This is a genomic window from Kitasatospora sp. NPDC085879 (assembly GCF_040686255.1).
Lineage (GTDB): Bacteria > Actinomycetota > Actinomycetes > Streptomycetales > Streptomycetaceae > Kitasatospora.
This window is the reverse complement of the sequence record NZ_JBFBJZ010000013.1, coordinates 97,622-119,628: the sequence shown is the minus strand read 5'-3', so window position 1 is coordinate 119,628 and position 22,007 is coordinate 97,622. Positions and strand designations below refer to the sequence as shown.

Annotated in this window: 21 protein-coding genes; 12 read left to right on the top strand and 9 right to left on the bottom strand. The window is 70.7% G+C overall.

Annotated features, from left to right (window positions below; all coding sequences use genetic code 11):
• Window positions 1–318 precede the first annotated feature (318 nt).
• From AB0P35_RS13135 to AB0P35_RS13110, 6 genes are all read right to left on the bottom strand, one after another.
• Window positions 319–930, bottom strand: coding sequence for an amino acid transporter (locus AB0P35_RS13135; RefSeq protein ID WP_363510054.1), 612 nt, complete (start codon window positions 928–930; stop codon window positions 319–321).
• A 410-nt stretch (window positions 931–1,340) separates the two neighbouring features.
• On the bottom strand, window positions 1,341–2,189 hold the full coding sequence (locus tag AB0P35_RS13130) for a hypothetical protein (protein WP_363510053.1): 849 nt from the start codon (window positions 2,187–2,189) through the stop codon (window positions 1,341–1,343).
• Window positions 2,170–3,075, bottom strand: a complete 906-nt coding sequence (locus tag AB0P35_RS13125) for an aldo/keto reductase (RefSeq protein WP_363510051.1) — start codon at window positions 3,073–3,075, stop codon at window positions 2,170–2,172. Before AB0P35_RS13125 ends, AB0P35_RS13130 begins: the two co-directional genes overlap by 20 nt.
• Window positions 3,072–4,262 (bottom strand): cupin domain-containing protein, encoded by a 1,191-nt coding sequence (locus AB0P35_RS13120; RefSeq protein ID WP_363510049.1) that lies wholly within the window; start codon window positions 4,260–4,262, stop codon window positions 3,072–3,074. Before AB0P35_RS13120 ends, AB0P35_RS13125 begins: the two co-directional genes overlap by 4 nt.
• A gap of 14 nt (window positions 4,263–4,276) precedes the next feature.
• Window positions 4,277–4,414, bottom strand: coding sequence for a hypothetical protein (locus AB0P35_RS13115; protein ID WP_363510047.1), 138 nt, complete (start codon window positions 4,412–4,414; stop codon window positions 4,277–4,279).
• A 157-nt stretch (window positions 4,415–4,571) separates the two neighbouring features.
• Window positions 4,572–5,063, bottom strand: a complete 492-nt coding sequence (locus tag AB0P35_RS13110; RefSeq protein ID WP_363510096.1) for an ATP-binding protein — start codon at window positions 5,061–5,063, stop codon at window positions 4,572–4,574.
• A gap of 151 nt (window positions 5,064–5,214) precedes the next feature.
• Between AB0P35_RS13110 and AB0P35_RS13105 the strand changes: the two genes are divergently transcribed.
• On the top strand, window positions 5,215–6,552 hold the full coding sequence (locus AB0P35_RS13105) for a hypothetical protein (RefSeq protein WP_363510045.1): 1,338 nt from the start codon (window positions 5,215–5,217) through the stop codon (window positions 6,550–6,552).
• On the opposite strand, the gene AB0P35_RS13100 is transcribed toward AB0P35_RS13105, so the two are convergent.
• From AB0P35_RS13100 to AB0P35_RS13090, 3 genes are all read right to left on the bottom strand, one after another.
• Entirely contained in the window at window positions 6,553–7,086 is a 534-nt protein-coding gene (locus AB0P35_RS13100; RefSeq protein WP_363510043.1) for an NUDIX domain-containing protein, read from the bottom strand.
• Window positions 7,087–7,339: 253 nt separating this feature from the next.
• The gene (locus AB0P35_RS13095) at window positions 7,340–8,599 is read right to left on the bottom strand and encodes a site-specific integrase (protein ID WP_363510041.1); all 1,260 of its coding nucleotides are present in this window, start codon (window positions 8,597–8,599) and stop codon (window positions 7,340–7,342) included.
• A complete protein-coding gene (locus AB0P35_RS13090; protein WP_363510039.1) occupies window positions 8,600–8,908 on the bottom strand; it encodes a helix-turn-helix domain-containing protein in 309 nt (102 codons plus the stop codon).
• 684 nt (window positions 8,909–9,592) lie between these two features.
• Between AB0P35_RS13090 and AB0P35_RS13085 the strand changes: the two genes are divergently transcribed.
• The 11 genes from AB0P35_RS13085 (at window position 9,593) to AB0P35_RS13035 (ending at window position 21,934) form a co-directional block, all read left to right on the top strand.
• Entirely contained in the window at window positions 9,593–9,823 is a 231-nt protein-coding gene (locus tag AB0P35_RS13085; protein WP_363510037.1) for a helix-turn-helix domain-containing protein, read from the top strand.
• A 72-nt stretch (window positions 9,824–9,895) separates the two neighbouring features.
• A complete protein-coding gene (locus AB0P35_RS13080; RefSeq protein WP_363510035.1) occupies window positions 9,896–11,050 on the top strand; it encodes a hypothetical protein in 1,155 nt (384 codons plus the stop codon).
• A 443-nt stretch (window positions 11,051–11,493) separates the two neighbouring features.
• A complete protein-coding gene (locus AB0P35_RS13075) occupies window positions 11,494–12,678 on the top strand; it encodes an AAA family ATPase (RefSeq protein ID WP_363510033.1) in 1,185 nt (394 codons plus the stop codon).
• A 663-nt stretch (window positions 12,679–13,341) separates the two neighbouring features.
• A complete protein-coding gene (locus AB0P35_RS13070; protein ID WP_363510031.1) occupies window positions 13,342–15,048 on the top strand; it encodes a DEAD/DEAH box helicase family protein in 1,707 nt (568 codons plus the stop codon).
• A 428-nt stretch (window positions 15,049–15,476) separates the two neighbouring features.
• Window positions 15,477–15,839 (top strand): hypothetical protein, encoded by a 363-nt coding sequence (locus AB0P35_RS13065; protein ID WP_363510029.1) that lies wholly within the window; start codon window positions 15,477–15,479, stop codon window positions 15,837–15,839.
• A 10-nt stretch (window positions 15,840–15,849) separates the two neighbouring features.
• A complete protein-coding gene (locus AB0P35_RS13060) occupies window positions 15,850–16,035 on the top strand; it encodes a hypothetical protein (RefSeq protein ID WP_363510028.1) in 186 nt (61 codons plus the stop codon).
• Window positions 16,036–16,048: 13 nt separating this feature from the next.
• Complete coding sequence (locus AB0P35_RS13055) at window positions 16,049–18,121, top strand: phage portal protein (RefSeq protein WP_363510026.1); 2,073 nt, start codon at window positions 16,049–16,051, stop codon at window positions 18,119–18,121.
• Window positions 18,122–18,182: 61 nt separating this feature from the next.
• Window positions 18,183–18,428, top strand: a complete 246-nt coding sequence (locus AB0P35_RS13050; protein WP_363510024.1) for a hypothetical protein — start codon at window positions 18,183–18,185, stop codon at window positions 18,426–18,428.
• 168 nt (window positions 18,429–18,596) lie between these two features.
• Complete coding sequence (locus tag AB0P35_RS13045; RefSeq protein WP_363510022.1) at window positions 18,597–19,580, top strand: hypothetical protein; 984 nt, start codon at window positions 18,597–18,599, stop codon at window positions 19,578–19,580.
• Window positions 19,581–19,673: 93 nt separating this feature from the next.
• Window positions 19,674–20,705 (top strand): hypothetical protein, encoded by a 1,032-nt coding sequence (locus AB0P35_RS13040; protein WP_363510020.1) that lies wholly within the window; start codon window positions 19,674–19,676, stop codon window positions 20,703–20,705.
• A 68-nt stretch (window positions 20,706–20,773) separates the two neighbouring features.
• Window positions 20,774–21,934, top strand: a complete 1,161-nt coding sequence (locus tag AB0P35_RS13035; protein WP_363510018.1) for an HK97 family phage prohead protease — start codon at window positions 20,774–20,776, stop codon at window positions 21,932–21,934.
• Window positions 21,935–22,007: the final 73 nt, after the last annotated feature.

The window sequence follows — 22,007 nt, the reverse complement described above, 5'->3', positions numbered from 1 at the left end:
GAAAGTCCAGGCCAGAGGGCTTTTTGTGTGACGCCTCATCAGTGAGACGCGGCTCCTGCGAGCGCCTCTAAACAATCTTGCTGGGGACCAGGTGGGGACCCCACGTTTCCCTCGAAGAACTACTTGGGGCCGCCGCGTATCCGCGCAAGGAGTAACGCGGTCACCGCCGCGTCGCACCACTCTCCTCTCAGCCGTGCTTTCGCCAAGCGCTTCGATCTCGCTCTGGCGACCTCTCCTGTCGGCGCCGTGGACCGCTCGCTGCTCGAGCGAGGAAGTGGCTGGCCTGCGTGGTGGCTTCCGCCGTGCTCCGCGGCGTACTCAGTTGCCGAGGCGATCGTTCCACGGATGTGGCCCATACGCCTGGGTGATTGCGCCGACGAGCCACCGCCTCTGGTCATCGCCCAGAGTGGGCAGCGTCGTAGCGAAGTCCTGCTCATCCTTAGGCCTCGGTTGCTTCGCCTTGTAGAACAACTGCACTTCTGGCGTGAGGTAGGGAATTCCCTCGGCGGAGACTGCGCCTACCTGGTCGATGGCCCGGCGTACGCCGCTGTTCCGCCTGGAGACCCACTCGTCGTTCTCGGCCTCGTCCAGCATGATCTGGATCCTCCAAGGCTCCGAGGACCCAGGCCGGCACCAGATGTCGTGGACGCCAAGCGGCAAGGTTTCGTCGCGCCGCCAGGACCGGAGGGTTCCAGGTGGGTCTGCCGCCCACCAGTCCCACGAGGACAGCACTTCTTGCACCGCGAGCTGGTCTCGCCGTAGGAGCAGAACGTCGATGTCGCCGTGCTCCCGGTATGAATGGCCGACAGCAAGCTCGATGGCGTATCCGCCAGCGATCCACCAGCGGACCTGGGCTGTCGAGAAGAGCGCGGCCACATCATTCAGCGGTGCCGGCTCCCAGGGGCCCCATTGGGTCTCACTGCGCGTCATCAGGTCAGTTTCCTCTCTTGGTATGGAGTTGATGGTGAAGTGCCCCAACAAGCGACGGCCCCAGTCGGTGCCGGGGCCGTCATGGAGATGGCGAGGGGCTGGTTGGGATGCAATCGTGACCGGCTGCTCGATGGACCGGGTGCGACGTCCGACCTGCGTGGACGTCGGGGGGCCACGGTGTACAGCGATGGTCAGGGGATACGGCGGAAGCGGTGGGCGCGGCGCGGCAGGATGCGAGCCGGGGCGCTCACGCCGGATCCCCCGCCCGACCCGCAGAACGCGCACAACTCCAGCGCCACTGCTCCTGCGTGGACCGCCAGGTTGTTGTTGCTCAGCTGGCTTATGCTTTGCCGCTGACATGCGAGTTACGCCGGTCCACGATGGCCCGCCGAAGCGACGCCGCGGGTTGGTCAGCCCGCGACCTCGGAGTGGGCCGGGGCTGGTGGCTGAATGCCAGTCAGTTCCCTTGCGCGGACGGCGAGGAGCGGTGCGAGTTCCGGGTACCAGCCACGGGCGACGGCTTGCAGCATCTCGGCGAGGGCGGCGAGTTCCCCGATCCGGCCACTGGGGGTGTCCAGGATGGGGAACTCGGCGCGGATCCGCTTAGCCACGGCGGGGACGAGCAGGCTGTTGGCGTGCAGCAGTCCGGGGTCGTAGCCGACGGGTACCTTTCCCCAGCGCTCCCAGTCCAGGATGACGAGGGGTGCGGTGAGGTTGCCCCAGTGCAGGTCGCCGTGGCCGGTCATCCGCTCGATCTTCTCCGGGGCGGGGATGCCGAGGAACTGGGGGAAGGCCTTCTCGATCCACCGGTCGCGGATGGTGGTGCGGATCCCGTCGGCCTGGCCGAGGCGCGTGAGCGAGCGGTGCAGGGTGGTCCACCATTCGTCCGTGAGGTCCGGATCGTGGTCGAGGTCTGCACGGTGGGGTGAGATCACGGGGTGGGGGATGAAGTCGATGACGTCGGCCGTGTAGGCGAAGTCGCCGTCGGTCCAGTCGAGCACGTCGTGCAGCCGGGGGCGCGGCACGTCGTCAGGGATCAGCGTGGAAGCGCCGAGGACGCCTTCCCCGGCCCTCCGGCCAGCATTTCCCTTGGCGGTCGAGGCGGTTCGGAGCCATCGGTCGCCGGCGCGCTGGCCGATGGTGCAGCCGGCAAATCCCCAGACGGGCTCGCCGGCGCAGGCGATGTCCAGTTGCTGGGCGGCCAGCGCGTGGGCGGTCAGCATCCGGATCCTGGTCTCGTCATCCGGCGGCGAGTACATCGATCACTCTCCTGAGTTGGTCGGCGGCCAGCGGCTCAGCTACGGCGGTGAGTGCATCGTGCCAGTGCCCGGGACTGCTGGCGGACAGCAGCACGACATCCAGGCCTGGGGCCGAGGCCGCGGCCAGCAGCGCAGCAGCTGGAGCGGACCGGCCGGGGCGGATGAGCTCCACCAGTTCGGGTGTCATCAGGTCGGGCAGTTCGCCGCCGTGCAGGGGCGCAGAACCGAAGGTGACCACTCCGGCGTCGCGAGCCTGCACGAGCGGCCCACCTCCTCGAAGCGCCAGGTCAATCGGGTCGGCCATCACCAGGCTGACCGGCATCTGGAGACCGTGGAAGTGGTGGTTTGGTGATCCGGCGGCCTCGCAGGCGAGCGCCAGCAGCCCAGAGACGGAGAAGACTCCGCGGCTCAGCCCGGACCAGGTCGCCACCCCGTAGCCGCCGATCGCCCTCTGGAGCGCGAGGTCTTCCAACTCGGCGAAGGCTGCCCGAAGCTGGTCGGTGGCGGCACCGATCCCGTCGTGATGGGCGGTGTGTTCCGGGTTGTGGACGAACACGATGTCGGCGCGGCCGAGCGTTCCGAGGGAGTCCTCGGTCTGCCAGCGCACGAAGCCCGGATCGAGACTGTGCCCGTGCGCGGCCTCCTCCGCCGACAGCAACCCCGCCTGGAAAGCCGCCCGGCGCTGGGCCCCAGTGTGGAATCCGGTCTTGGTCGCCACCCGCACGTCCGGGTACTGCGCGAGTATGGGGGCGAGGTCGTGGTGGGCCTTCCCGTGTCCGTAGTTCGGGGCGGTGTCCACCCAGGTGGCACCGGCAGGAAGGGCGGTGCGCGCCGCCTGGCCAGCGGCGCGCACCCGATACGTGCCCAGGCCGAGAGCGGCTGTCACAGCGCCGTCCCGACGACGGAGGCGGCTTGCCCCTCAATCAGGACCGACACCAGCGACGCCACGTCCTTGACCTCCAGGCCGGCCGCCTCGGCGAGCAGCCCGAGAGTTACCGGCTGGCCGCTCAGCAGGATGCGGATCAGGGGTGCCGCCTGGGCTGCGAAGTCCCACACGGTCCCCGCCGCCGCGAGGGCCACGGTGCCCTGAGTGCCGCTCTCCGTCATCCTGGCCCGAGGGGCGGTGAGCCGCACCGAGATCTCCGGCCGTGCGGGCAGGCCCTCGATGTACGGCAGCGAGGTCACGGCCCGGCCGTAGTGCGTGGTGTCCACCGACTCGGCCCACCGCGCCACGAGGCCGGGATCGGACAGCTCGGCGAGCATCTCCTCGCGCAGCCCGTCCGCAAAGGCGGACTTTTCGCGCGGGGAGGCGAAGCGCGGCACGTCCAGCCGCAGCGCCAGCCGGGACCGTAGCTGATCGACCACCCACGTCAGCAGGTCGGCGCCCGTGTGGGACACCAGGCCGAACGTCAGGTGCAGGGAGGCCGTCCCCTGGTCGGCCGTGACCGCATGCCACCAGCCGCGCGGCAGGTAAAGCACATCGCCAGCCGTCAGGACGAGGTCGGCCAGCGGCTCGCCGTCGGGCTGCTCCGGGGCTTCAACGTCGCGGAACGTAGGTGCGGTCCGGGTCGGCCCGTAGAGCTTCCAGCGCTTGGCCCCGTACATCTGGACCACGACCACGTCGTGGTCGTCCCAGTGCGTGCCGAAGCCTTCTCGTTCGGTCCACGAGGCGTAGGCGTTCACCTGTACGAGGGTGCCGAGGAAGCGCTCCAGGGCCTCGGCGGCGGAGCCGATCGGTGGGTGGATCTTCTCTATTGAGTCCAGCACCAGCGAAGCGCCCTCGGCCAGCCGGGCGTGCAGTTCGGCGGGCTGGATACGGTGCCAGGTCATGGAGCGGCGGGTGGTGACCGGCAGCGAGTACCGGTGGAGGGGCAACATCTCGCCGTCCATGGAGAGCCGGAGCCGAGGGGGCTCCAAGCGCTGGGTGGCGAGGATGGTGTTCAGGTCGTCCCAGGACAGGAGACCGGCCATGTCGGCGGCCTGGCCGGGGAAGACGGCGTAGGAGCGGTGCAGCGTCTGGGCGAGGAAGGATTCCCCACCCAGACGCGCCGCCCACGAAGCAGCGTCATGCATCGTGGGCGCCCGGATCAGTCGTTGCCGTCGGAACGGCCGCTGCTGACGTCGGACGGCTGCTCGGTACGGGTCCGGGCAGCGGCGATCTTCCGCGATGCGACGAGGAGACCGCCCTCGGTGCCTTCGGCTGCCGGGGTGCTGTTGTGCACCATGGGGTTGTACTTCCCTTCTTCTGGACACTCCCGCCGGGATCCCGGCGGGAAGACGTAGGGGCGGCGCCGGCCGAGGGCAAGGGGTGGCGTCGGCCGGCGCCGTGATCCACCCGGCCGCAACTCCCCAGGAGCGAACGGGTGGAGACTCCACGATCGATTAGGCGGGTCGCTCGAGCCCAAGATCCGGCCCGGTTCGTGCTGCCCGCACGAGCACCACCAGCGGTGCACCGTGCGGGGTGAGCTCGTCGGCTGCGACCTCGAACCAGACGACCTTGCCTGTCCTCACCGGGTACCAGCCCCACGAGCGGGAGAACGCCTCCACGAGGGCCAGGCCTCGGCCGCCGGTGGCGGTTCCGCCAGCGCGATCCGGGCGGGGCGGCCGCAGGCTCGAGTCCGCGACCTCTACCCGCAGGCACTGGCCGCTCCAGCGGACCGTGATGCGGCACTGGATACCGCTGTGCTCGATCGTGTTGGCCAGTAGCTCATCGGCGCACAGCTCGATATCCCGCAGTGCGCTGTCGGACAGCGGCACGTCCCAGGACTCGGCGATCTTTCTGATCAAGCGACGTGCCGTTGGGACGTCCGCCGGGTCGGGGCTGACGTCCCAAGTGCGCGGCTGCGGTAACGCGACGGCGTTGGTGAGGCTCATCAGCACGGACCGCCCTCCGTCTCGATCGGATGTCCGGGACTGCCGCCCGGAGGAATCCCAGAATCGCGGCACGGTCCATTTCGCGATAAGGCCAGCACGTGTACCCACGATGGGTAAACTCGCCGTCAGTTATCTCAAGTGACACTGCGCGATGATCTTCCCGGTGCTGGGGGTGCCGGACATGACCGACTCCACGGCGTCACCTGGGCTGCCGGGCCGACTGCTCGGCGACCCCGAGATGATCGCCGCATGCGCAGTGCGGGACTTCGCCGTGGTCTTCCAACTCGCCAAGCGCAAGGGCGGATTTCACCCCTCGCGGATCGCCCGAGCATGCGAGCTGACGCCCAGTCGGGTTGGTGAGGTCATGAAGGGCAAACCGAAGATCACTAACATCGCCGTCATCGAGCGTATCGCCGACGGGCTCCGGATTCCCGGGCACATGCTCGGACTTGCCGCCCGGAGCTGGGAGCAGCCGGCACTCCCGCCGCAGAGGCAGCCGACCGCGGAGGTGTTGCCAGCTCTGCGCGTGGAGAACCCGTCGTCCGGCGGCGAGTTGGACGAGATCCTCGCCATCGCCGCCGGCACCCGGGTCACCCCGACGGTGCTGCGGTCCCTTCAAGCCTCGATCGAGGACTACTGGCGACGGGATGACGAGCACGGAGGCGAGGCGCTCCGGCCGGCAGTGATCGGACAACTCAGGTATGTCACAGGCATCCTGCGCGACACCGCCGACCCCAACCATCGCCACAGCCTCCACGGGATCGCCGGCGAACTCGCCCGCCTCACCGGGTGGACGTACTTCGACGCGCGGCAGTACAGCACGGGCCGCGCCTACTTCACCCAAGCGCTCCGGCTGGCACGCGAGATCGACGACCGCCCGTTCATCGCCAACGTTCTGGCTTGCCTCAGCCTCCAGGCGACATACCAGGACAAGCCGCAGGACGCCATCACGCTCGCCCGGGCCGCCCAGGACAACGCCTGCATCGACGGTGCCACACCGAGACTGCTGGCCATGCTGTCCATGCGCGAGGCCTTCGGCCACGCAAGTGCTCACAACAAGGAGAGCACCCACCGCGCACTCGGCGACGCCCATCGCCACTTCGAGCGCATCGGCCAGGGCGATGAGGACCCCGCTTGGGTGCAGTACTTCGACCGCACAAAGCTCACCGTAGATACGGGCATCGCGCTCGGCCAGCTTGGCGACCCGACCGCCGCCGAACCCCTCATCGCCGACGCTCTGCGAACCGAGCCAGCGACGAACCTACGAGGCAGGGCGTTCCACACTTTCTGGCTCGCGCGCACCCAACTCGACCGCGGCGACGCCGAATCAGCCTGCGCCACCGCAAGCCAGGCGCTCGACCTCGCCGCCGCCGTAGATTCCCCGCGGGTGGCTGCTCACCTCCAGGAATTCCGCCACCTTCTCAGGCCCTACCGCGCTGCTCCCGCCGCAGTGGACCTGATCGGCCGAATCAACGAGCTGACCGGCTGATCACAGGCCGGCCTCGTCCAGCAGGAGGTAGAGCACACCCACCAACGAGCCGCTGCTGACGATCTCCCGGCGGTCGATCATGCCGCGCAACTCAGACAACGGAATCCACTCGAGCCGGTCGGACTCGTTGCGCTCGCTGGGCGGCCCCACGTACTCCCTGGCATCGGCGCGGAAGACGAAGTGCTCGGAGTCGGTGATCCCGTTCGCCGGCTGCGCATAGATGAGGGGCTTCACCTCTCCGACCTCCCAGCCGGTCTCCTCCAGCGCCTCACGTGCCGCCGCCTCCGCAGGCGTCTCGTCCGGCTCGATCAGGCCCATCGGCAGCTCCCACGCCCAGGTGTCGGTGATGAAGCGATGCCGCCACATCATCAAGACCTGGTTCTCGCTATTCACGATGGCCGCCACGGCCAGGTGCCGCAGCTTGACCACGTGGTGCTCCCAGCGGTGCCCGTCGGGCTGCTCAACGTCAGCCAGCCACAGGTTCACCCATGCGTTCTCGTAGATCGGACGTTCCCCGTGGATTTTCCACTGCATTGCCGCGGCCCCTCTCGGTTGACCCTCAGCATCTCAGAGAGCAAGCCGTTAGCAGGCCGGTTCGGGCCAGTTCGCGTCACACTGACGAATATGGGCTGGAATGGTGCCGAGATCTGGCCGCGACCGCCTACCGCGCGGTGCCCGCCTCTGGCGGACCGAGAAAGCGCACGCCTTCCAGCTCGGGCATGCCAAGCCAAGGTAGGCGGGCGGTGAGGCTGCAGCGCATGGTTGAGTGCGCCGTCCTGCCTGGAGGCTATTGAACCAGCCGCAGGTGGCGTACTTGGGCCTCCGCCGGTGCCGAGCTGGCGGATGTCGCCTGCGGGGGGCGCCGGTCCGCCGACAAGTGCCTGCTGAGGGTCCGACCAGCCTTCTCGATGGAGCTCTTGTCCGGGTGCAGGTAGCGCTGGGTCGTGGTGATGTGGCCGTGGCCTGCGATTTTCTGGAGGACGTGGATGGGGACGCCGGCGTCGGCGAACCAGGTGAGGCCGGTGTGCCGGAGGTCGTGCCGGCGCAGGTACTCGTAGCCGAGGCTGACGACGACTTCGTCCCAGTGGGTTGCGTCGCGGAGGATGGCGGTGGTGATGCGGCCGCCGCGGGGGCCGGTGAAGAGGCGGGCCATGGGGTCGTTGCCGACCACGTTCATGCGCCAGTTCACGAGGTCGCGGATCTCTTCGATGATGGGGACGGTGCGCCGCCGCTTGCCCTTGGTGCCTTTGTCGATGAGGCCGCCGGGGGCGGTGGTGGTCTGGCGGCACAGGTCCCAGGTCCAGTCGAAGCGGTTGATGTCCTTGACGCGGACACCGGAGACCTCGCCGATGCGGGCTGCGGTGCAGGCGGCGAAGCGGACGATGTCGCCCCAGCCGCGGTAGTGGTTGTGGGAGCGTTCGACCAGGGCGGTGGCGAGTTCGTCGAGGGCCTCCCAGTCGTTGAGGGCGAGGGAGCGGGGGTCGTCGAGTTCGTCCTCGGCCTTCTTGTAGAGGCGCTGCCAGCCGCTCATACGTGAGGGGTTGAAGTCGATGAGGCCGTCGCGGACGGCTTGCTCCATGACGCGTACGAGCGGGGCGAGACTGTTCTTGACGGAGGCGACGCTGAGTCCGTCGGCGACCCAGAAGTGGAGAGCCCGGTCCGTGATGCCGTTGGTGATGTTGACGACGGGTATGTGACCGAGGACCGGGACGACGCGAAGCTTCCAGCCGGCGCTGTAGGGGTCGAGGGTGGTGGTCTCCAGGCCGCGCATCGCCAGGTCCCAGTTCTCGTCGCCGTACTCGGCGAGGGTCATGGTGAGGGTCCTGGGGGTGATGCCGCGTCCTGCGGCCCGTTCCATACGGGAGATCCAGGCCTTGGCTTCCTCCTCGGTCGAGACGGAGGAAGAAGCCGACTTGCGGCCACCGCCGTTAGGGTCCGTCCAGCGCACGCGGGCGCGGTAGCGGAACTCTGAGCGGCGGCCGGGGCGGTGTTCGATGTCAGTGGTGAGCTTGACACCCATGGGGATGAGCTGGGTGTGGTCGGACATTCAGGCTGCCTTGGATGGGTCGGTGCGCTTCTGGGCGAGCCACACCTGCGTGTCGGGGATGCTGTAGAGGTAGAGCCGGGGCGCGATCTGCACGAAGGGCGGCCCCTGCGGAGGAGTGGCGGAGCGCCAGCGCCGCAGGGTCGACGGATCGACCTTCAGCAGGACCGCGAGTTCCTCGGTCGAGTACCAGCCGCTGTGCAGAAGGTCGAACTCCGATGCAGCTTCGGTCTCGTGTGCGAGGACGGCGGGGGAGTCCGGAGTCGGAGCGGGAAGCCGGCTCGCGGCGGAAACGTGGTGTCGGACGTGCATGGTCTCCCTCTGGCGGGGTGGTGGAGCCGCTTGGGCTCGGCCGGACACGCCTACAGTCACCTGGCCACCCGACAAGGCGGAACAGGGTTTGGCGTGCTGAATTGGGCAGACCGTACGTGCGCGGTGGTCTTCAAGGCGTGTCGAGATCCTGGTGGCATGCCGCGCGCATTGGCACCTCACGTCTGCCACCATCCGCCGAGACCGCATAGGCCGCTGGTGTCTGTCCAGGTCACCGCGAAGGAGTCGCTTCTCTCGGGTAGTCGTGGTTGCGACAACGGCGCAGGTCGCAGATGGCGCTCTTGACGGATGAATCGCGGCTGGAAGAACGCGCAACGGTTGGGACGAAACACGCGACCGGTGAGCAGCCGCTACGGACATAGCAGTCGTAAGGGAGCGCGGAACCGGCTGCGGTGGGGCATGGACGGACGCGGTACTGATGGGCAACGCGCTGGCCAACTGGGTTGAATCAGAGCGCTCTGTCAGGTGGGGAGCCCGTCCCCTACGTAGGTGACCCTGCGTCAGCTGAGCCGCGTCAAGGACGCCATCTGCGGTGCGCATGGCTCGTGACCTGCACGAATATGGCCACGCATGTACCGCGCACGTAGCGGATGAGACGCACCGAGACGGATGGCGCCGGAGGTGGACGGCGGGACGAAAAGGCCCGGGCCGGGACAGGGTGTGGACATGACGACGACAGACGACACTCCCGTTCTGCCCGACCCGCGGGTCCAGCTGACCATGACCGTGCCGGAAGCCGGCCGCCTCCTCGGCCTCCAGAAGGCAGCGAGCTACAACGCGGCCCGGCGCGGCGACATCCCGACGATCTCGGTCGGCCGGCGCCTCCTGGTTCCTACCGCCAAGCTGCGCGCCCTGCTCGGCATCGACGCCGTCGCCCCCACAGACGTGGCGGCCTGAAGCGCCCGGCGCCCGATCACTCATCTGCCGGACTGCGGCCCCGGCACACAACCCTGGTAGGAGACCACCGGCATGTCCTGGTTCGCTGTTGGAGACAGCACCGACGACCACTTCAAGACCCTCGCGGCGGGGAACGCGGCCCTCGGGCTGTGGGTCCGCTGCGGCGCCTACGCCAGCGCCCACCTGACCGACGGCGTGATCCCTGGAGTGGTCGCCGCCAAGAACGGCACCGCCTCGCAGATCCGAAAGCTCGTGGCGGCCGGGCTGTGGCACGCGGCCCGGCACACCTGCCCGAAGTGCCCGCAGGTCCGCGAGGGCGACTTCGTGATGCACGACTACCTGGACGCCAACCCCAGCCGCCGGCAGGTCCAGGAGCGCCGACGGCGCGCCGCGGAGAAGAAGCGCCAGCAGCGCGGCGGCGGTCATCCGTCCGCCGATGATGACGCTTCCCCGGACAACCGGGGAGCCGATCGCGCGCCAGCTCAGGATGCCGGCCCAGGTCAGGACGCCGCGTCCCGCCGGGACCGGAATGACCCTCGCGTGCGCCCTGCCCCTGCCCTCCCCTCCCGAAGGGAGGGGGTTGATGTGTGTGGGGAGCCTGTACGTCCGTGGGGGCCGGTGCGCCGGCACCCACTTCCGGACGGCTTCGAACCCGATGAGGCGGCGCTGCTGTGGGCGTCCGCCGAGGGGCACCTCGAGCGGCTCGGCGATCGGGATGGGCTGGCGGCCACGACGGAGGCGTTCGTGGACTGGCACCGGGGCCGAGGCACGCTGGGCGCCGATTGGCAGGCGATGTGGCGCAAGTGGGTGCGGGAGCAGCGGCTGCGGCCTGGGGCGTCAGCGGACCGGGTGGCTGAGAGCCGTTCACGGCCAGCGCAGCACCGGGGGGTGGCGGATGCGGCGCAGGTGTCGGTGGCCGAGCGGTTCGCGAGCATCGAGCGGCGGATCGCGCTGGAGGACGGCCCGCCAGCTGCGGGGCCGCCGAGGGGGGCGCTGGTGCTCGTGGACGCGCCGCCTGCTGGCGGGAAGCGCCCGGCGTCGGCGGTGATGCCGGGGCAGCGCCCACTGATGGCGGCGCTGCCCGGCGGCGGGCAGGGGGCGGTGGATCCGGTGGATGTCCTGGCGGCGATCGCAGAGCACGGCCAGGCGAACGCGGTGGCGATGTACGGCTGGCGGCAGGTGGCTGCGCTGCTGGCTGTCCCGGACCCGGTGGCCGGCGGGGTGTGAGCCGTGCTGCCGCGTGGAGGGCTGTCGAGGTGCCGCAGGTGCCGGCGCCCGGTGCGCTGGACGGCGACCGTCTCGGGCGCGCGCCTGGCCGTCGATCCCGAGCCTTCCGACCGGGGGAACACCGCGGTCTATCGGGACGGGGGTGGGGACGATGCGCTCACGCCGGCCCAGCCGGGAGCTGCCGGTGCTGCCGTACGAGCGGCTGTTCGTGCCACACGCGGCGACCTGCCCGCCCGGCCTGGCGAACCGGGACCTTCGGACCTGTGATCCGGTCCCGAAGCGTCGATAAGCTGCGCGGTTTGGCGTAATGGGCCTGCCAGCTGGGACGCCCTGTAGCTACGGGCTGTCGAGGCGTCAGATGGCCTTCCTGGTGGGTGTGTCGAACAGGTGCGGGGTGCATCGCTGCGAAGCGACGCGATGCCCGCCGATAGTACGAAGGGGGAATGATCCAGTTGTCGGAGAGCTCTTACGAGGTGGTGCGGGAAGCGCTGCGCCGCTGGGGGAACGTGAGGCTGACCGAGGGGGGATGGCTGGCCAGGTGTCCGGCCCACGATGACCGGCAGGGCTCGCTCCTCGTGCTTGCCGCTGGCGATGGCCGAGTTGAGTTGGACTGTCTGGGCGCCGGGTGCGACCCGCAGGATGTGGCGGCGGCTCTGAGGATCGGTGCGCAGTACGTGGTGGTGCCGCCGCCGGCGTTCGAGGACGGGCCCGGCTGGATCTGGCCGGGCTACGTTCCGTCGGTCGGCCTGACGCTGATCGACGGCGAGGACGGCGTCAACACCCTAGCGGTGGCGCTGGATGTGGCCGCTCGCGCGTCGGCCGGCGTCGGCCTTCCGGACGGCCAGCACCCGCCCACCGGCCACGACGTGGTGGTGCTGACGGCGCCGCACACTACGGCGGACGTGCAGCGGCTTCTGGTGGCGTCCGGCGCGGACCTGGGGCGGACCGAAGTGATTGAGGTCCTGGGCGGGCGCGGTGGCCAGCGGGGGCTGCGGCTGCCGGCGGACCTGGCGCAGGTGGAGGGACTGCTGCGCGGCCGGGACGCGGAGCTGGTGGTGGTGGACGTGATGCTGGCGTGCCCCTACCGGGTGCCCGCAGAGAGGGCGCTGCGGGCGCTGGGCGAGATGTCGAAGCATCTCGGGGTGGCTGTGCTGGCGGTGCGGGAGGCGTCCAAGCGGGCCGGCTGGCTGGCTTCGCGCCGCGCGCAGGAGGCTGCGGAGCTGGGGGGTGTGGCGGCGGTGCACATGGCCGTGAACGGGCCCGACCGCTCGAAGGCGCTGGTGCCGGTTGCCAGCGAGTCGTGGAAGGTCATGGGCGGCTTGCAGTTCTGTCAGGCCATCCGTAACCGGCCGGTGGCGTGGAACTCGCGTTTCTCGCGCGGCACGGGCCGGGCCATCGAGAGCGCCGACCTGTGCCGTCGGCGTCCGGCGAGCACGGGGGCCTACAGGTTCCTGGAAGGGCTGCTGGCCGGGGGGCCCGTGTCGGCCCGGGAGGTGAGCGCGGCCGCTGCGGGCGTGGGCCTGGCACCGCGAACGGTTCAGCGGGCGCGTACGGAGCTCGGGGTCGTGGCGACGAAGACGGCGCAGGGGTGGGTGCTCTCTCTGCCGCCGCAGCACGTTGGCCGGTGAACGGGCCGGGCCCCTCCCGGTGTGGGAAGGGCCCGGCTGGGCGGTCAGTGGGTCGGCTGCGGGCTGCGGGTGGCGGACGGGCTCGGGGCCTGGGGGCGGTCGGCAGGATCGTGGCCGGGCTGCTGGTGCTGGGTGCGGCCAGGGTCGGGGCGGTGACCACCTGGGTGACGGTGGCCGGGACGGCCGGGACGGTGATGGTGGGGACAGGGGTGGTCAGGGTGGCGGTGGCGAGGCCGGGGGCGTCGGCAGCCGGGGCGGGGCAGGTCGGCAGGGCCGGGGCGGTGGGAGCGGAGGGGGCGATCACGGGCTGCGCCGGGGCCGGGCTCAGCAGCGCGGTGGCCGGGGCGGCCGGGGTGGCGGGAGCGGCCGGGGTGGCGGCGGGGCGGGCCGCGAGGGTGGTTCCGGTGGTGAAGGCGGCGGCCACGGCGAGGGCGACGGCGGCGTGGCGGGCGGTGATCAGGTTGGTCAGGGCCATGGTTGGTCTCCTTGTGTGTGGGCCGGGGGTTCGCGGTCCCCGGCTGGCAGGACCAGCCTCCCCGAGAAACAGACCTAAGTCCACAAAGCTGACTAAGGCCTGTTCTGTGCTTGCGGGGCTCGACGCGACACACCGCCGACTGCCGTGCACTGTGGCCTGCCGATCGATCCCGACCCGTGGGGGAGCCCGTGAAGCAGCCCCTGCCGGCCCTGCCCGCACCCCGCCCCGGCAAGGCCGGCCGCCGACTGTACGCCGACCTTGCGGCCTCGCCCCCGGCTGTCCGCCGCCGCTTCTACGACGGCCTTGCGGCCAGGGATTGGGCCCAGGTCCTCGCCGCCGCCAAGGCCGAGGCCGGCACCCCGTACGCCCTGTGGGCCGATGACCCAGTTGGGTTCGTCGAAGACGTCCTCGGCGAATCCCAGTGGAGCCGCCAGCGCGAGATCCTGGAAGCCCTGGTGGACCACCGCCGGGTCGCCGTCCCCTCGTGCTTCGGCTCCGGGAAGACTCACATCGCGGCGAGGGCCGCCGTTTGGTCCTCCGTCGTCCACCCGCCCGGCACCGCCCTCACGGTCACCACCGCCACCCGCGCCCGCCAGGTGCAGCGTCAGATGTGGCCCCACATCCGGCAGATCGTCGCCAGGGCGGGCCTGCCAGGCGAGGTGGGCGTCACTCAGTGGAAGATGCCCGACTCGCACGGCTCGGACGTCGTCGTGGCCTACGGCTTCTCGGCCCCCGACCATGACGAGTCCGCCGTTCAGGGCATCCACGCGCCGCGGTTGATGTTCATCGTGGACGAGGCCGGCGGCATCGGCCGGATCATCGGCGCAGCCATGCGCGGTGTGCTCACCGGCGAGCACACCCGGGCCCTGCTGATCGGCAACCCGCCGACCGACGACGAGGGCAGCTGGTTCGAGCAGACCTGTGCCGACCCGGCCGTGCACGTGCTGCCGATCAGCGTCTACGACACCCCGCTGATGTCGGGTGAGCGGACCCGGCGCTGTCGGTCCTGCCCGCCGCAGGCACCGGCGCACCTGCTCGCCTCCCACCTCGTGGATCCCGAGTGGGTGCGGGACACGATCCGGGACCACGGGGAGGACGCCCCGTTCGTCCAGGCCAAGGTGCACGCCCAGTTCCCGCGCGGCGGCCAGGCCCGCGCGATCCCGGCGTCCTGGATCGAGGCCGCCGCCGAGGCCCCCGAGCCCGACGGTGAGGACTTCCACCCGCTCAAGGCACTCGGCCTGGACGGCGAGACCTCCCAGTACCGGGTGAAGGCCGGCGCGTGGGTGCGCCTGGGCGTTGACGTCGCTGCCGGCGGCGGCGACGAGATGGTGATCGCCCGCGCGGTCGGCGACCTCGTGGAGCTGCGCCACGCCACGGCCGGCCAGGACAACGCCGACCCCATCGCGGTCGCCGGCGTCGTGCTGCGCGAGATCTTCGCAGCCCAGGTCCTCGCGGGGGCGCTCGGCACCCGGCTCCCCGTCCGCGTCAAGGTCGACGGAGTCGGGGTCGGCTGGGGCGTGGCCGGCCTCCTGGCGGCGTGGAAGCGGGAAGGGCTGCACGACGCGGAGATCGTGTCGGTCGTCGTCAGCGAGGCGCCGAGCCGGGACGACGAGGCGGCCACGCTGCGCCCTGCGACACAGCGCGATGAGATGTGGCTGGCGACCCGGGCGCTGGTCTCGCCCGCCGCATCGGCACTACGCCTGCGCGTGGACCGGCGGACCCAGGCCCAGCTGTCCGCACCCAAGCTCGGCACGAGCGCGACCGGCCGGACGGTGATCGAGTCCAAGCGATCGATGAAGGCGAGGGGGGTGAGTTCTCCGGACCGGGCTGAGGCTCTGCTGCTGGCTCTCTATGAACCGCAGGCGCGCCGCCGCAAAGTCCGACTTGTCGCGTAGGCCCCAAGTTGAATCGTATGCCGAGAGTTATTGGACGGCCCATCTAATGCGGGCTCATATTTGAGACCACCTGTTAGGCGGAGATCGCACTCAAAGGTTGCATGTCAAGCCACGTGATAGACATCACATAAAAAGGAGTGGCGGGGGCGGCATTAACGGTTATTGAATCGTGAAGAGCCGTACTGCATATGCCAGACGGCGTCGGGGGATGAGGGGGCCTTGGCGGTGGCGTGTCAAAAATCGGGAGCGCGCCCGCCGCACCCCTCTATTTCTCCTTACTCGAATAACTAGGTCGAGACGGAAGTGCTTCCAACCCCACGTCGGAAGCGCTACCGACCCTGGCGAGAAAAGGATGAATCAGTGCTCACCAATCAGTTCATGCGCAACGCGGCCTACCCCCGTCAGGCTGCCCGGAAAGGAGCTTCGGAATGACGACGGCCACTGAGAAGCTCTCGCATGAATGGGTAATCGCCGCCTACGTCCCCGTGGACGCACAGGGCGCTGCATATGCACGCCGGCGCGGCGTCTACCGCGTCCCGGCCACCACCAAGGTCTCCTCCGCCGAAGTGATGTGCATTCACTGCCGCAAGCCCTACGACGAGGCCCTGCACACCGAGTGCCCCGGCTCCGACCCCACCCTCCATGGCGGCCCAATCGGCACCCGCAAGCGCCGCACCCCCGAGGCGCACCCCACCGCCGATGCCGTGCCCGCCGTCCGCCTCGCCAGCACCTCGCGCACACGCCGCGCCGCCGCCAGGCACACCGGGACGCTAAGCAACGGGGTTGCCTAGCCTCCGTGCCGTGACCACACGCAGCAGGCCCAACCCGCGCACCAAGAACGACGTCGCCGTCGCCCTGTTCGCCCTCGGCACCGCAGGCCTCAACGCGGCCGCCTACACCACGGACCCGCGGCTCGGTACGGCCTGCACCAGCCTGTGCGCGCTCGCAGTCGCCACCGTCCTGGGCCGCGACGACGAGCAGCAGTAGGAGGACCCCACCCATGTCCCACCGCTGGTTCCCCACCCTGCGCCGAACCTCGCCGCCGGCCACCAAGAGCGAGCCGAACTACTCCCTCAACTGGTCGCCCGCCGGCATCGACCGGGCCCGGCCGTGGTCCGTCGAACGAGCCGTCCAGGACGGCATGGAACGCGCCGTGTGGATCTACAAGGCCGTGGACACCATCTCCAACCACGCCGCCGACCGGCTCCTGCGCGTCCGCCCCCGCAGCGGAACCTCCGAGGACCCGCTGCCGCCGCTCGCCGGGCACCCGCTGTACGAGGCGATGAACGTCAAGGCCAACCCCCTCGAGGGAGCCTGGATCTTCAAGAAGCGCGTCAGCATGCAACTCCTGCTCTCCAAGCGCGGTGTCTTCCTGGAGCCCACGTTCACGAGGGGCGGCGACCTGCTGCGCATCGACCTGCTGCCTCCGGGCCGCACCCGTCCGGTGCCAGGGAAGGGCGCCGACCTGGTCTCCCACTTCGAGACCGTCACACCGACGGGAGAGCTGCGCACCCTGGACGTCGAGCAGGTGCGGTGGATCCGCAACCCGCACCCTCTCGACCCGTACTCCGGCATCACCCCGCTGGAGGCCGCCGGCCTGTCCGCCGACCTCGACTTCTTCACCCGGCACTACAACCTCAGCTTCGTCCACAACGACGCCCGCCCCGGCGGCGTCATCGGGATCGACGGCGACATGGACGACGCCGAACTCCGTCTGCTCCGCGCCAAGTTCGCCGGAGGCCCGTCGGCCGCCGGCGCGTGGACCGTCCTGTCGGGCGGCAACGTCACCGTCACCGACACCTCTGCCACCCCGCGCGACATGGCCTACGAGACCGTCTCCCTCAACTCCAAGGTCGAGCTCCTGGCCGCCTTCGGCGTGCCCGAGTCCCAGCTCGGCAACGCCAGCGGCCGCACCTACGACAACGCCCGCGCCGAGAAGCTGATGTTCTGGGAGATCACGATGCCGCCGCACCTGCGCCTGGTCGCGGCAGCCTTCCAGGAGGACGCCGGTGACGGCAACGAGGCGTACTTCGACGTCTCCGACGTGGACGTGCTCCGCGAGGCCCGCGCCAAGCGGCTCGCCGAGGCCCGCGAGGAAGTCGCCGCCGGCGTCCGATCCGTCCGCTCCTACGCCGAACTCGCCGGGTACGCCGACGAGGTGGACGACACGCCGGCCACCCGGGCCCTGTGGCTGACCTCCGGCCGCACCGCGGTGCCTGCCCGGGCCGCCGACGCCCAGGCTCTCGGTGCCGGCCTGCCCCAGCCCGCCCAGCCGCCAGCTCGCGCCGCCAAGGCCATCGGCACCCTCACCGGCGACCTGCCGCTCGAGGACAACGCGGCCGACGACCTCCGCGACCGCCTGGACGACGCCCTCCAGGCCCTGGCCGTTCGATGGACCGAGCGCACCATCGCCCGCCTCAACGCTCCCCGCAACCGCCAGGGCACCCGGCACTGGGACGACCGCGGCGCCGCCGACCCCCGCACCGGCAGTAAGGGCTTGCCCGTCGAGCAGGTGATCGACACGGCGACCTGGCAGCAGGAAGCCGAGCAAGTCCTCCAGCCCCTCATCGAGCAGGCCGGGACCGCCGCCGCCCACGAGATGCACCGGCTCCTCGACGTCCCGGGAACGTCGACCGTCGCCGCATGGGCCACGCTCGCCCCAAGCCTGGCCGAGACCGTCACCCGGCAGGCCGAGCGGCTCGGTGACGACGTCCGCGACGGCGACCGGTCCGGCGCGGACATCCCCGGCATCACCGCCACCATCCGGGCCTGGGGCCGCACCATGGCCACCTGGGCCAGCGCCACCGCCACCCGGCTGGCCACCGCCACCATCGAGACCGCCCGGGACCAGGCCGCCGCCGCCAGCGCCCGCGCCGGCCTCGTACGGCGCTGGGTCGCCCACGACGACGCCCGCACCCGCCCCGACCACGACCACGCCGACGGCCAGACTCAGCCCCTCGGTCAGCCCTTCACCGTCGGGCCGGACCTGCTGCGCCACCCCGGCGACCCCGAGGCACCCCCGGGGCAGGCCCTGAACTGCCGGTGCCGCCTGGCTTGGCGGATCCAGCACTGACCCCCCGTCAAGCCCGCTACAGGCCCGCCCAGGGCCCGTAGCGCACGTGTGAGGATGAACCATGACCACCGGAACCCCACCCAGCGACCAGCAGCAGCTGAGCGAGGACTGGATCCGCAGCCGGCGCTGGGACATCCGCTACGCCAACGGCAACCCCGTGACCACGCTCGACGGTCTCGCCGAAGTGCTCGGCATCGATCGGCGCGAGGCGGCCCGCCGCGTCCTGACCCAGCCCTTCGGAAAGGCCGCTCCCCAGGAGCTGCTGGACGAGGCCAACCAGGAGCCCGCAGCCGACCCGGCCTCCTGAGCCCGCGCCGCCCCCACAGAACTGTGGGGGCCAGAACGCGGATCGGCGGCCCTACGACGCAGCGACGCTACCGGCAACCTCTTGGCACTGTGCCCCCCTCTGCCCCAGCGCTGCCGAGGGAGCACCGTGCCGAGCCCCGCCGTTCCTGCCATTCACCTGCGCCTCCGCGTGAAGCAGCAGCCCTTCCGCGAGAACCTGCACCCTCGGGATGGCCAGGGGCGCTTCGCGCACACGCCAGGCGCCAGCACCGACCCGCTGCTCGAGCGCATCCGGGCCGCCGCAGCCCGGCCCGCCCGCGGTCCACGCTCGCAGCCGCGGTTCGACGAAGAGGAACACGGCCTGGTGTTCCGGGACGGCGACAGCGAGCGCGTAGCCCAGGCATACAAGGCCAACGTCGTCGCCGGCCTGACCCGAGATCTGAAAGACGTCCCGGACGATGACCTCCTCGCGGACCATGACCGCATCCGCCTGGCCGACGTCCAGAACGGCTACGCCCGCGCGCACCAGGACCCGGAGACCGGGCAGCTGCGCACCACCGGCCCCGGCAGTCCGCCTCCGCACCCCTCGTGGACGCCGGTCAGCCCGGAGAAGGCCCGGGACATCCTGCGATCGGAGGCCGTGAACCGCATGGTTGCGACCTGGGCGATGACCTCCAACGACGAGGACCCTGGAGCCCTCGCGCTTCAGGCCACCGCCCGCGACCACTTCGGCCTCCAGCCGGCGGCCGACTGGCCGAGCGTCGATCACCTCGCGCAGGCCACCGCCGACCACCAGGCCGCCCACCGGCTCGCGCTCGAAGCGTTCCTCACCGCCATGTGGGACCGCACCCAGACGCACCTCGCCGAAGCCAACCTGGGCTCCCTCACGGTCTTCCGAGGCATGAGCACCCCCGGCGGCCGGCCGCCCGCCGGGTGGGCCGCCGACGGCCGCACCCTCAGCGACCCGGCTCTGCGCCCCCTCTCCGCGTTCTCCCTCGACCCGGATGTCGCCCACGGGTTCGCCACCGAGGAAGGACCCGGCATCGTCATGAGCGCCATCGTGCCCGCCGGGCGCATCATCGCGACCCCGGCCACCGGGATCGGCTGCCTGGACGAATCCGAGGTCATCGTCCTCGCCGGCCCTGGCACCTGGCACTGGCAGCCAGCCGACTGACGCCTCTCCGACCGGACCTCCGCTCGGCGCGACGCTGCGCCCCTACCGCTGCCAGCCTGCCGCGACCCACACCACCCGGCAGAAAGCAGCACGGTGTACGCCGAGCCCACCACCGTCCCCCTGCGCCTGCGGGCCAAGACTCGCCCGTGGGACGAGCACCGCCACCGCCGAGACAACCGCGGGCACTTCGCCGAACACGCCGGCGCCGCGCCGGCGGCCCTGCCCGGTACCCGATCCGACAGCCGGCGCATCCCCGACGCGGACCTGCTCGGCGGCCGTCATCGCCCGGCCGGGAAGGTCAAGGCCGCCATGTGCGGCTCGCTTGCCCAGCGCATGAGCGCCATCACGGACGAGCAGCTGCTCTCCGACCGGCAACGCGACCGCCTCACCCGGGTCCGGGCCGGGCAACTCGCCGCCTACCAGCCGGAGAGCGGCGCCAACGGGTACGCCGAGTACGTCGAGCAGGCCGACCTGGACAGCGGGACCCGCCGAGAGCCGTGGGGCTATGTCCGGATGACCGGCGACGAGTACCGCGACTTCGCCCGCGCCGAGGCCGTCTCCCACCTGGTGGCCGGCTGGGCCTCCACCGCCAACGATCACGACCCCCACGCCCTCGCGCTACAGGAGACGGCCCGCCGCCGCTTCCACCTCGCGGACACGATGCCCTGGGACCACGGCCACGAGAAACTGGAAGCCGAGACACAACAGGTTCTCACCGAAGACGGCCCAGTCCTGGACGCCTTCCTCACGGCCATGTGGGAGACCACGCAGGAGCACTTCGCCACCCTGGGAGTCGGCCACGTCACCGTGCACCGCGGCTTCACCGGCGACTACGACGACTCCCGCACCAGGGAGATCGACGGGTCCGGCACCGTCACAGATCTCCCACTTCGGCCGCTCTCCTCGTTCTCCACCGAGGACCACATGGCGGAGGAGTTCGCCACGCAAGGCGGCGAGGTGTCCGGCTACGTCATGAGCGGCGACGTGCCGGTCACCCGCATCCTGGCCGTCCCAGGGACCGGGATCGGCTGCCTGGAAGAGACCGAGGTCGTCGTCCTGGCCGGCCCCGGAGAATGGCACGTCTACGAGGTGTACCCCGACGAGACGGACGACTACTTCGGCTGAGGCCAGGCGCGACCCAAAACCCCACCGGCGCCTACGGTGACCGGCACCAACCTCGGAGGAGCGACACGGTGGGAGCACGCACAGCCAGCGGCACGCTGGACCACAAGCAGGCGACCCTCGGTGTCCTGGAGACCGAGGACGAGCACGGCGCGTTCACCACGCTCGTGTCCGTCACCGGTCTCCTGGACCACGACGGCGACGTCATCGAGCCCGGCGCCTACGCCCGCACCCTGGCCGAGCTCACCCCCAAGGGGGTGTGGTCGCACGACTGGAACGTGTGGACCGCCCGCACCGAGCACATCGAAGAACTACTGCCCGGCGACGCACGGCTCCCCGCCACCCTCCCGGACGGGCAGCCCTGGCCCGCCGGTGCGGGCGCACTGCTCGTCAAGGGCCGCTGCAACCTCGCCACCCAGGCCGGCCAGGACATGTACGCCAACCTGCAGTTCTTCAGCGACCAGGTGCAGTGGTCGATCGGCTACAAGGTCCGCACCGCCAAGCGCAGCAAGGGCGCCCGGCACATCACCGACCTCGACCTGTACGAGTACAGCCCCGTCCTGTTCGGCGCGAACCCCTACACCTCGACCCTTGACCTCAAGAGCCACTCGGACGCCAAGGCTCGCGGACTGCTGCGCGAGGCTGAGGTCGAACTCGCGCCCCTCGCCGGGACGCTGGAAGAGCGCATCGACGCGATCACCGCCGTCGTGCAGCAGCGGCTCCTCCCGGCGGCTCCCGACGAGTTCGGCGCCGGCACTCTCCAGATCATCGGCACCTACCCGGACCGGGTGATCGCCTCCCTGTGGAAGTACACCGAGGACGGCTACGGAGCGACCACCTGGGAGGTGCCGTACACCCTGGACGGTGAAGGGCAGCCGACCGCCGGCCCGCCCCGCCCCGTGCGCCTGGTGCTGGACGTTGAGGGCGACGGAGCAGACACCGCCCTCGCCCCGCTGGTGCCCGAGCTGGACCGCGTCACATCCCAGCTCAAGACCCTCACCACGGTGGAGAGCAAGGAGGGCCGGGCCTTGTCCGGCGAGAACGCCGGCCGCTTGGCCACCGCGGTTCAGCAGCTGGTCGCCGTCCTCGACTCCGCCGGCATCTCCTGGCAGCAGACGGACGACCCGCCGCAGCAGAACAAGCAGACCGCCACGACCCTCCACCCGGGCGAGATCAGCGCGGCCCTCGCCCTGTTCGCCGACGCCCACGAAGGCCCCAACGCGGCCAAGTGACGACGCGACCTTAGCCACAGCCCCGGCCTAGCTTCCCGGAACCAAGCACCCAGACCGGGAGGACACCGTGCGA

Excerpts from the sequence above, each read along its gene's own strand:
- AB0P35_RS13065 (WP_363510029.1), top strand. The coding sequence starts at position 15,477 with ATGACGACGGCCACTGAGAAGCTCTCGCATGAATGGGTAATCGCCGCC.
- AB0P35_RS13100 (WP_363510043.1), bottom strand. The coding sequence starts at position 7,086 with ATGCAGTGGAAAATCCACGGGGAACGTCCGATCTACGAGAACGCATGG.
- AB0P35_RS13115 (WP_363510047.1), bottom strand. The coding sequence starts at position 4,414 with ATGGTGCACAACAGCACCCCGGCAGCCGAAGGCACCGAGGGCGGTCTC.
- AB0P35_RS13075 (WP_363510033.1), top strand. The coding sequence starts at position 11,494 with ATGATCCAGTTGTCGGAGAGCTCTTACGAGGTGGTGCGGGAAGCGCTG.
- AB0P35_RS13095 (WP_363510041.1), bottom strand. The coding sequence starts at position 8,599 with ATGTCCGACCACACCCAGCTCATCCCCATGGGTGTCAAGCTCACCACT.
- AB0P35_RS13085 (WP_363510037.1), top strand. The coding sequence starts at position 9,593 with ATGACGACGACAGACGACACTCCCGTTCTGCCCGACCCGCGGGTCCAG.
- AB0P35_RS13130 (WP_363510053.1), bottom strand. The coding sequence starts at position 2,189 with ATGTACTCGCCGCCGGATGACGAGACCAGGATCCGGATGCTGACCGCC.
- AB0P35_RS13110 (WP_363510096.1), bottom strand. The coding sequence starts at position 5,063 with ATGAGCCTCACCAACGCCGTCGCGTTACCGCAGCCGCGCACTTGGGAC.
- AB0P35_RS13120 (WP_363510049.1), bottom strand. The coding sequence starts at position 4,262 with ATGCATGACGCTGCTTCGTGGGCGGCGCGTCTGGGTGGGGAATCCTTC.
- AB0P35_RS13050 (WP_363510024.1), top strand. The coding sequence starts at position 18,183 with ATGACCACCGGAACCCCACCCAGCGACCAGCAGCAGCTGAGCGAGGAC.
- AB0P35_RS13135 (WP_363510054.1), bottom strand. The coding sequence starts at position 930 with ATGACGCGCAGTGAGACCCAATGGGGCCCCTGGGAGCCGGCACCGCTG.
- AB0P35_RS13090 (WP_363510039.1), bottom strand. The coding sequence starts at position 8,908 with ATGCACGTCCGACACCACGTTTCCGCCGCGAGCCGGCTTCCCGCTCCG.
- AB0P35_RS13055 (WP_363510026.1), top strand. The coding sequence starts at position 16,049 with ATGTCCCACCGCTGGTTCCCCACCCTGCGCCGAACCTCGCCGCCGGCC.
- AB0P35_RS13105 (WP_363510045.1), top strand. The coding sequence starts at position 5,215 with ATGATCTTCCCGGTGCTGGGGGTGCCGGACATGACCGACTCCACGGCG.
- AB0P35_RS13080 (WP_363510035.1), top strand. The coding sequence starts at position 9,896 with ATGTCCTGGTTCGCTGTTGGAGACAGCACCGACGACCACTTCAAGACC.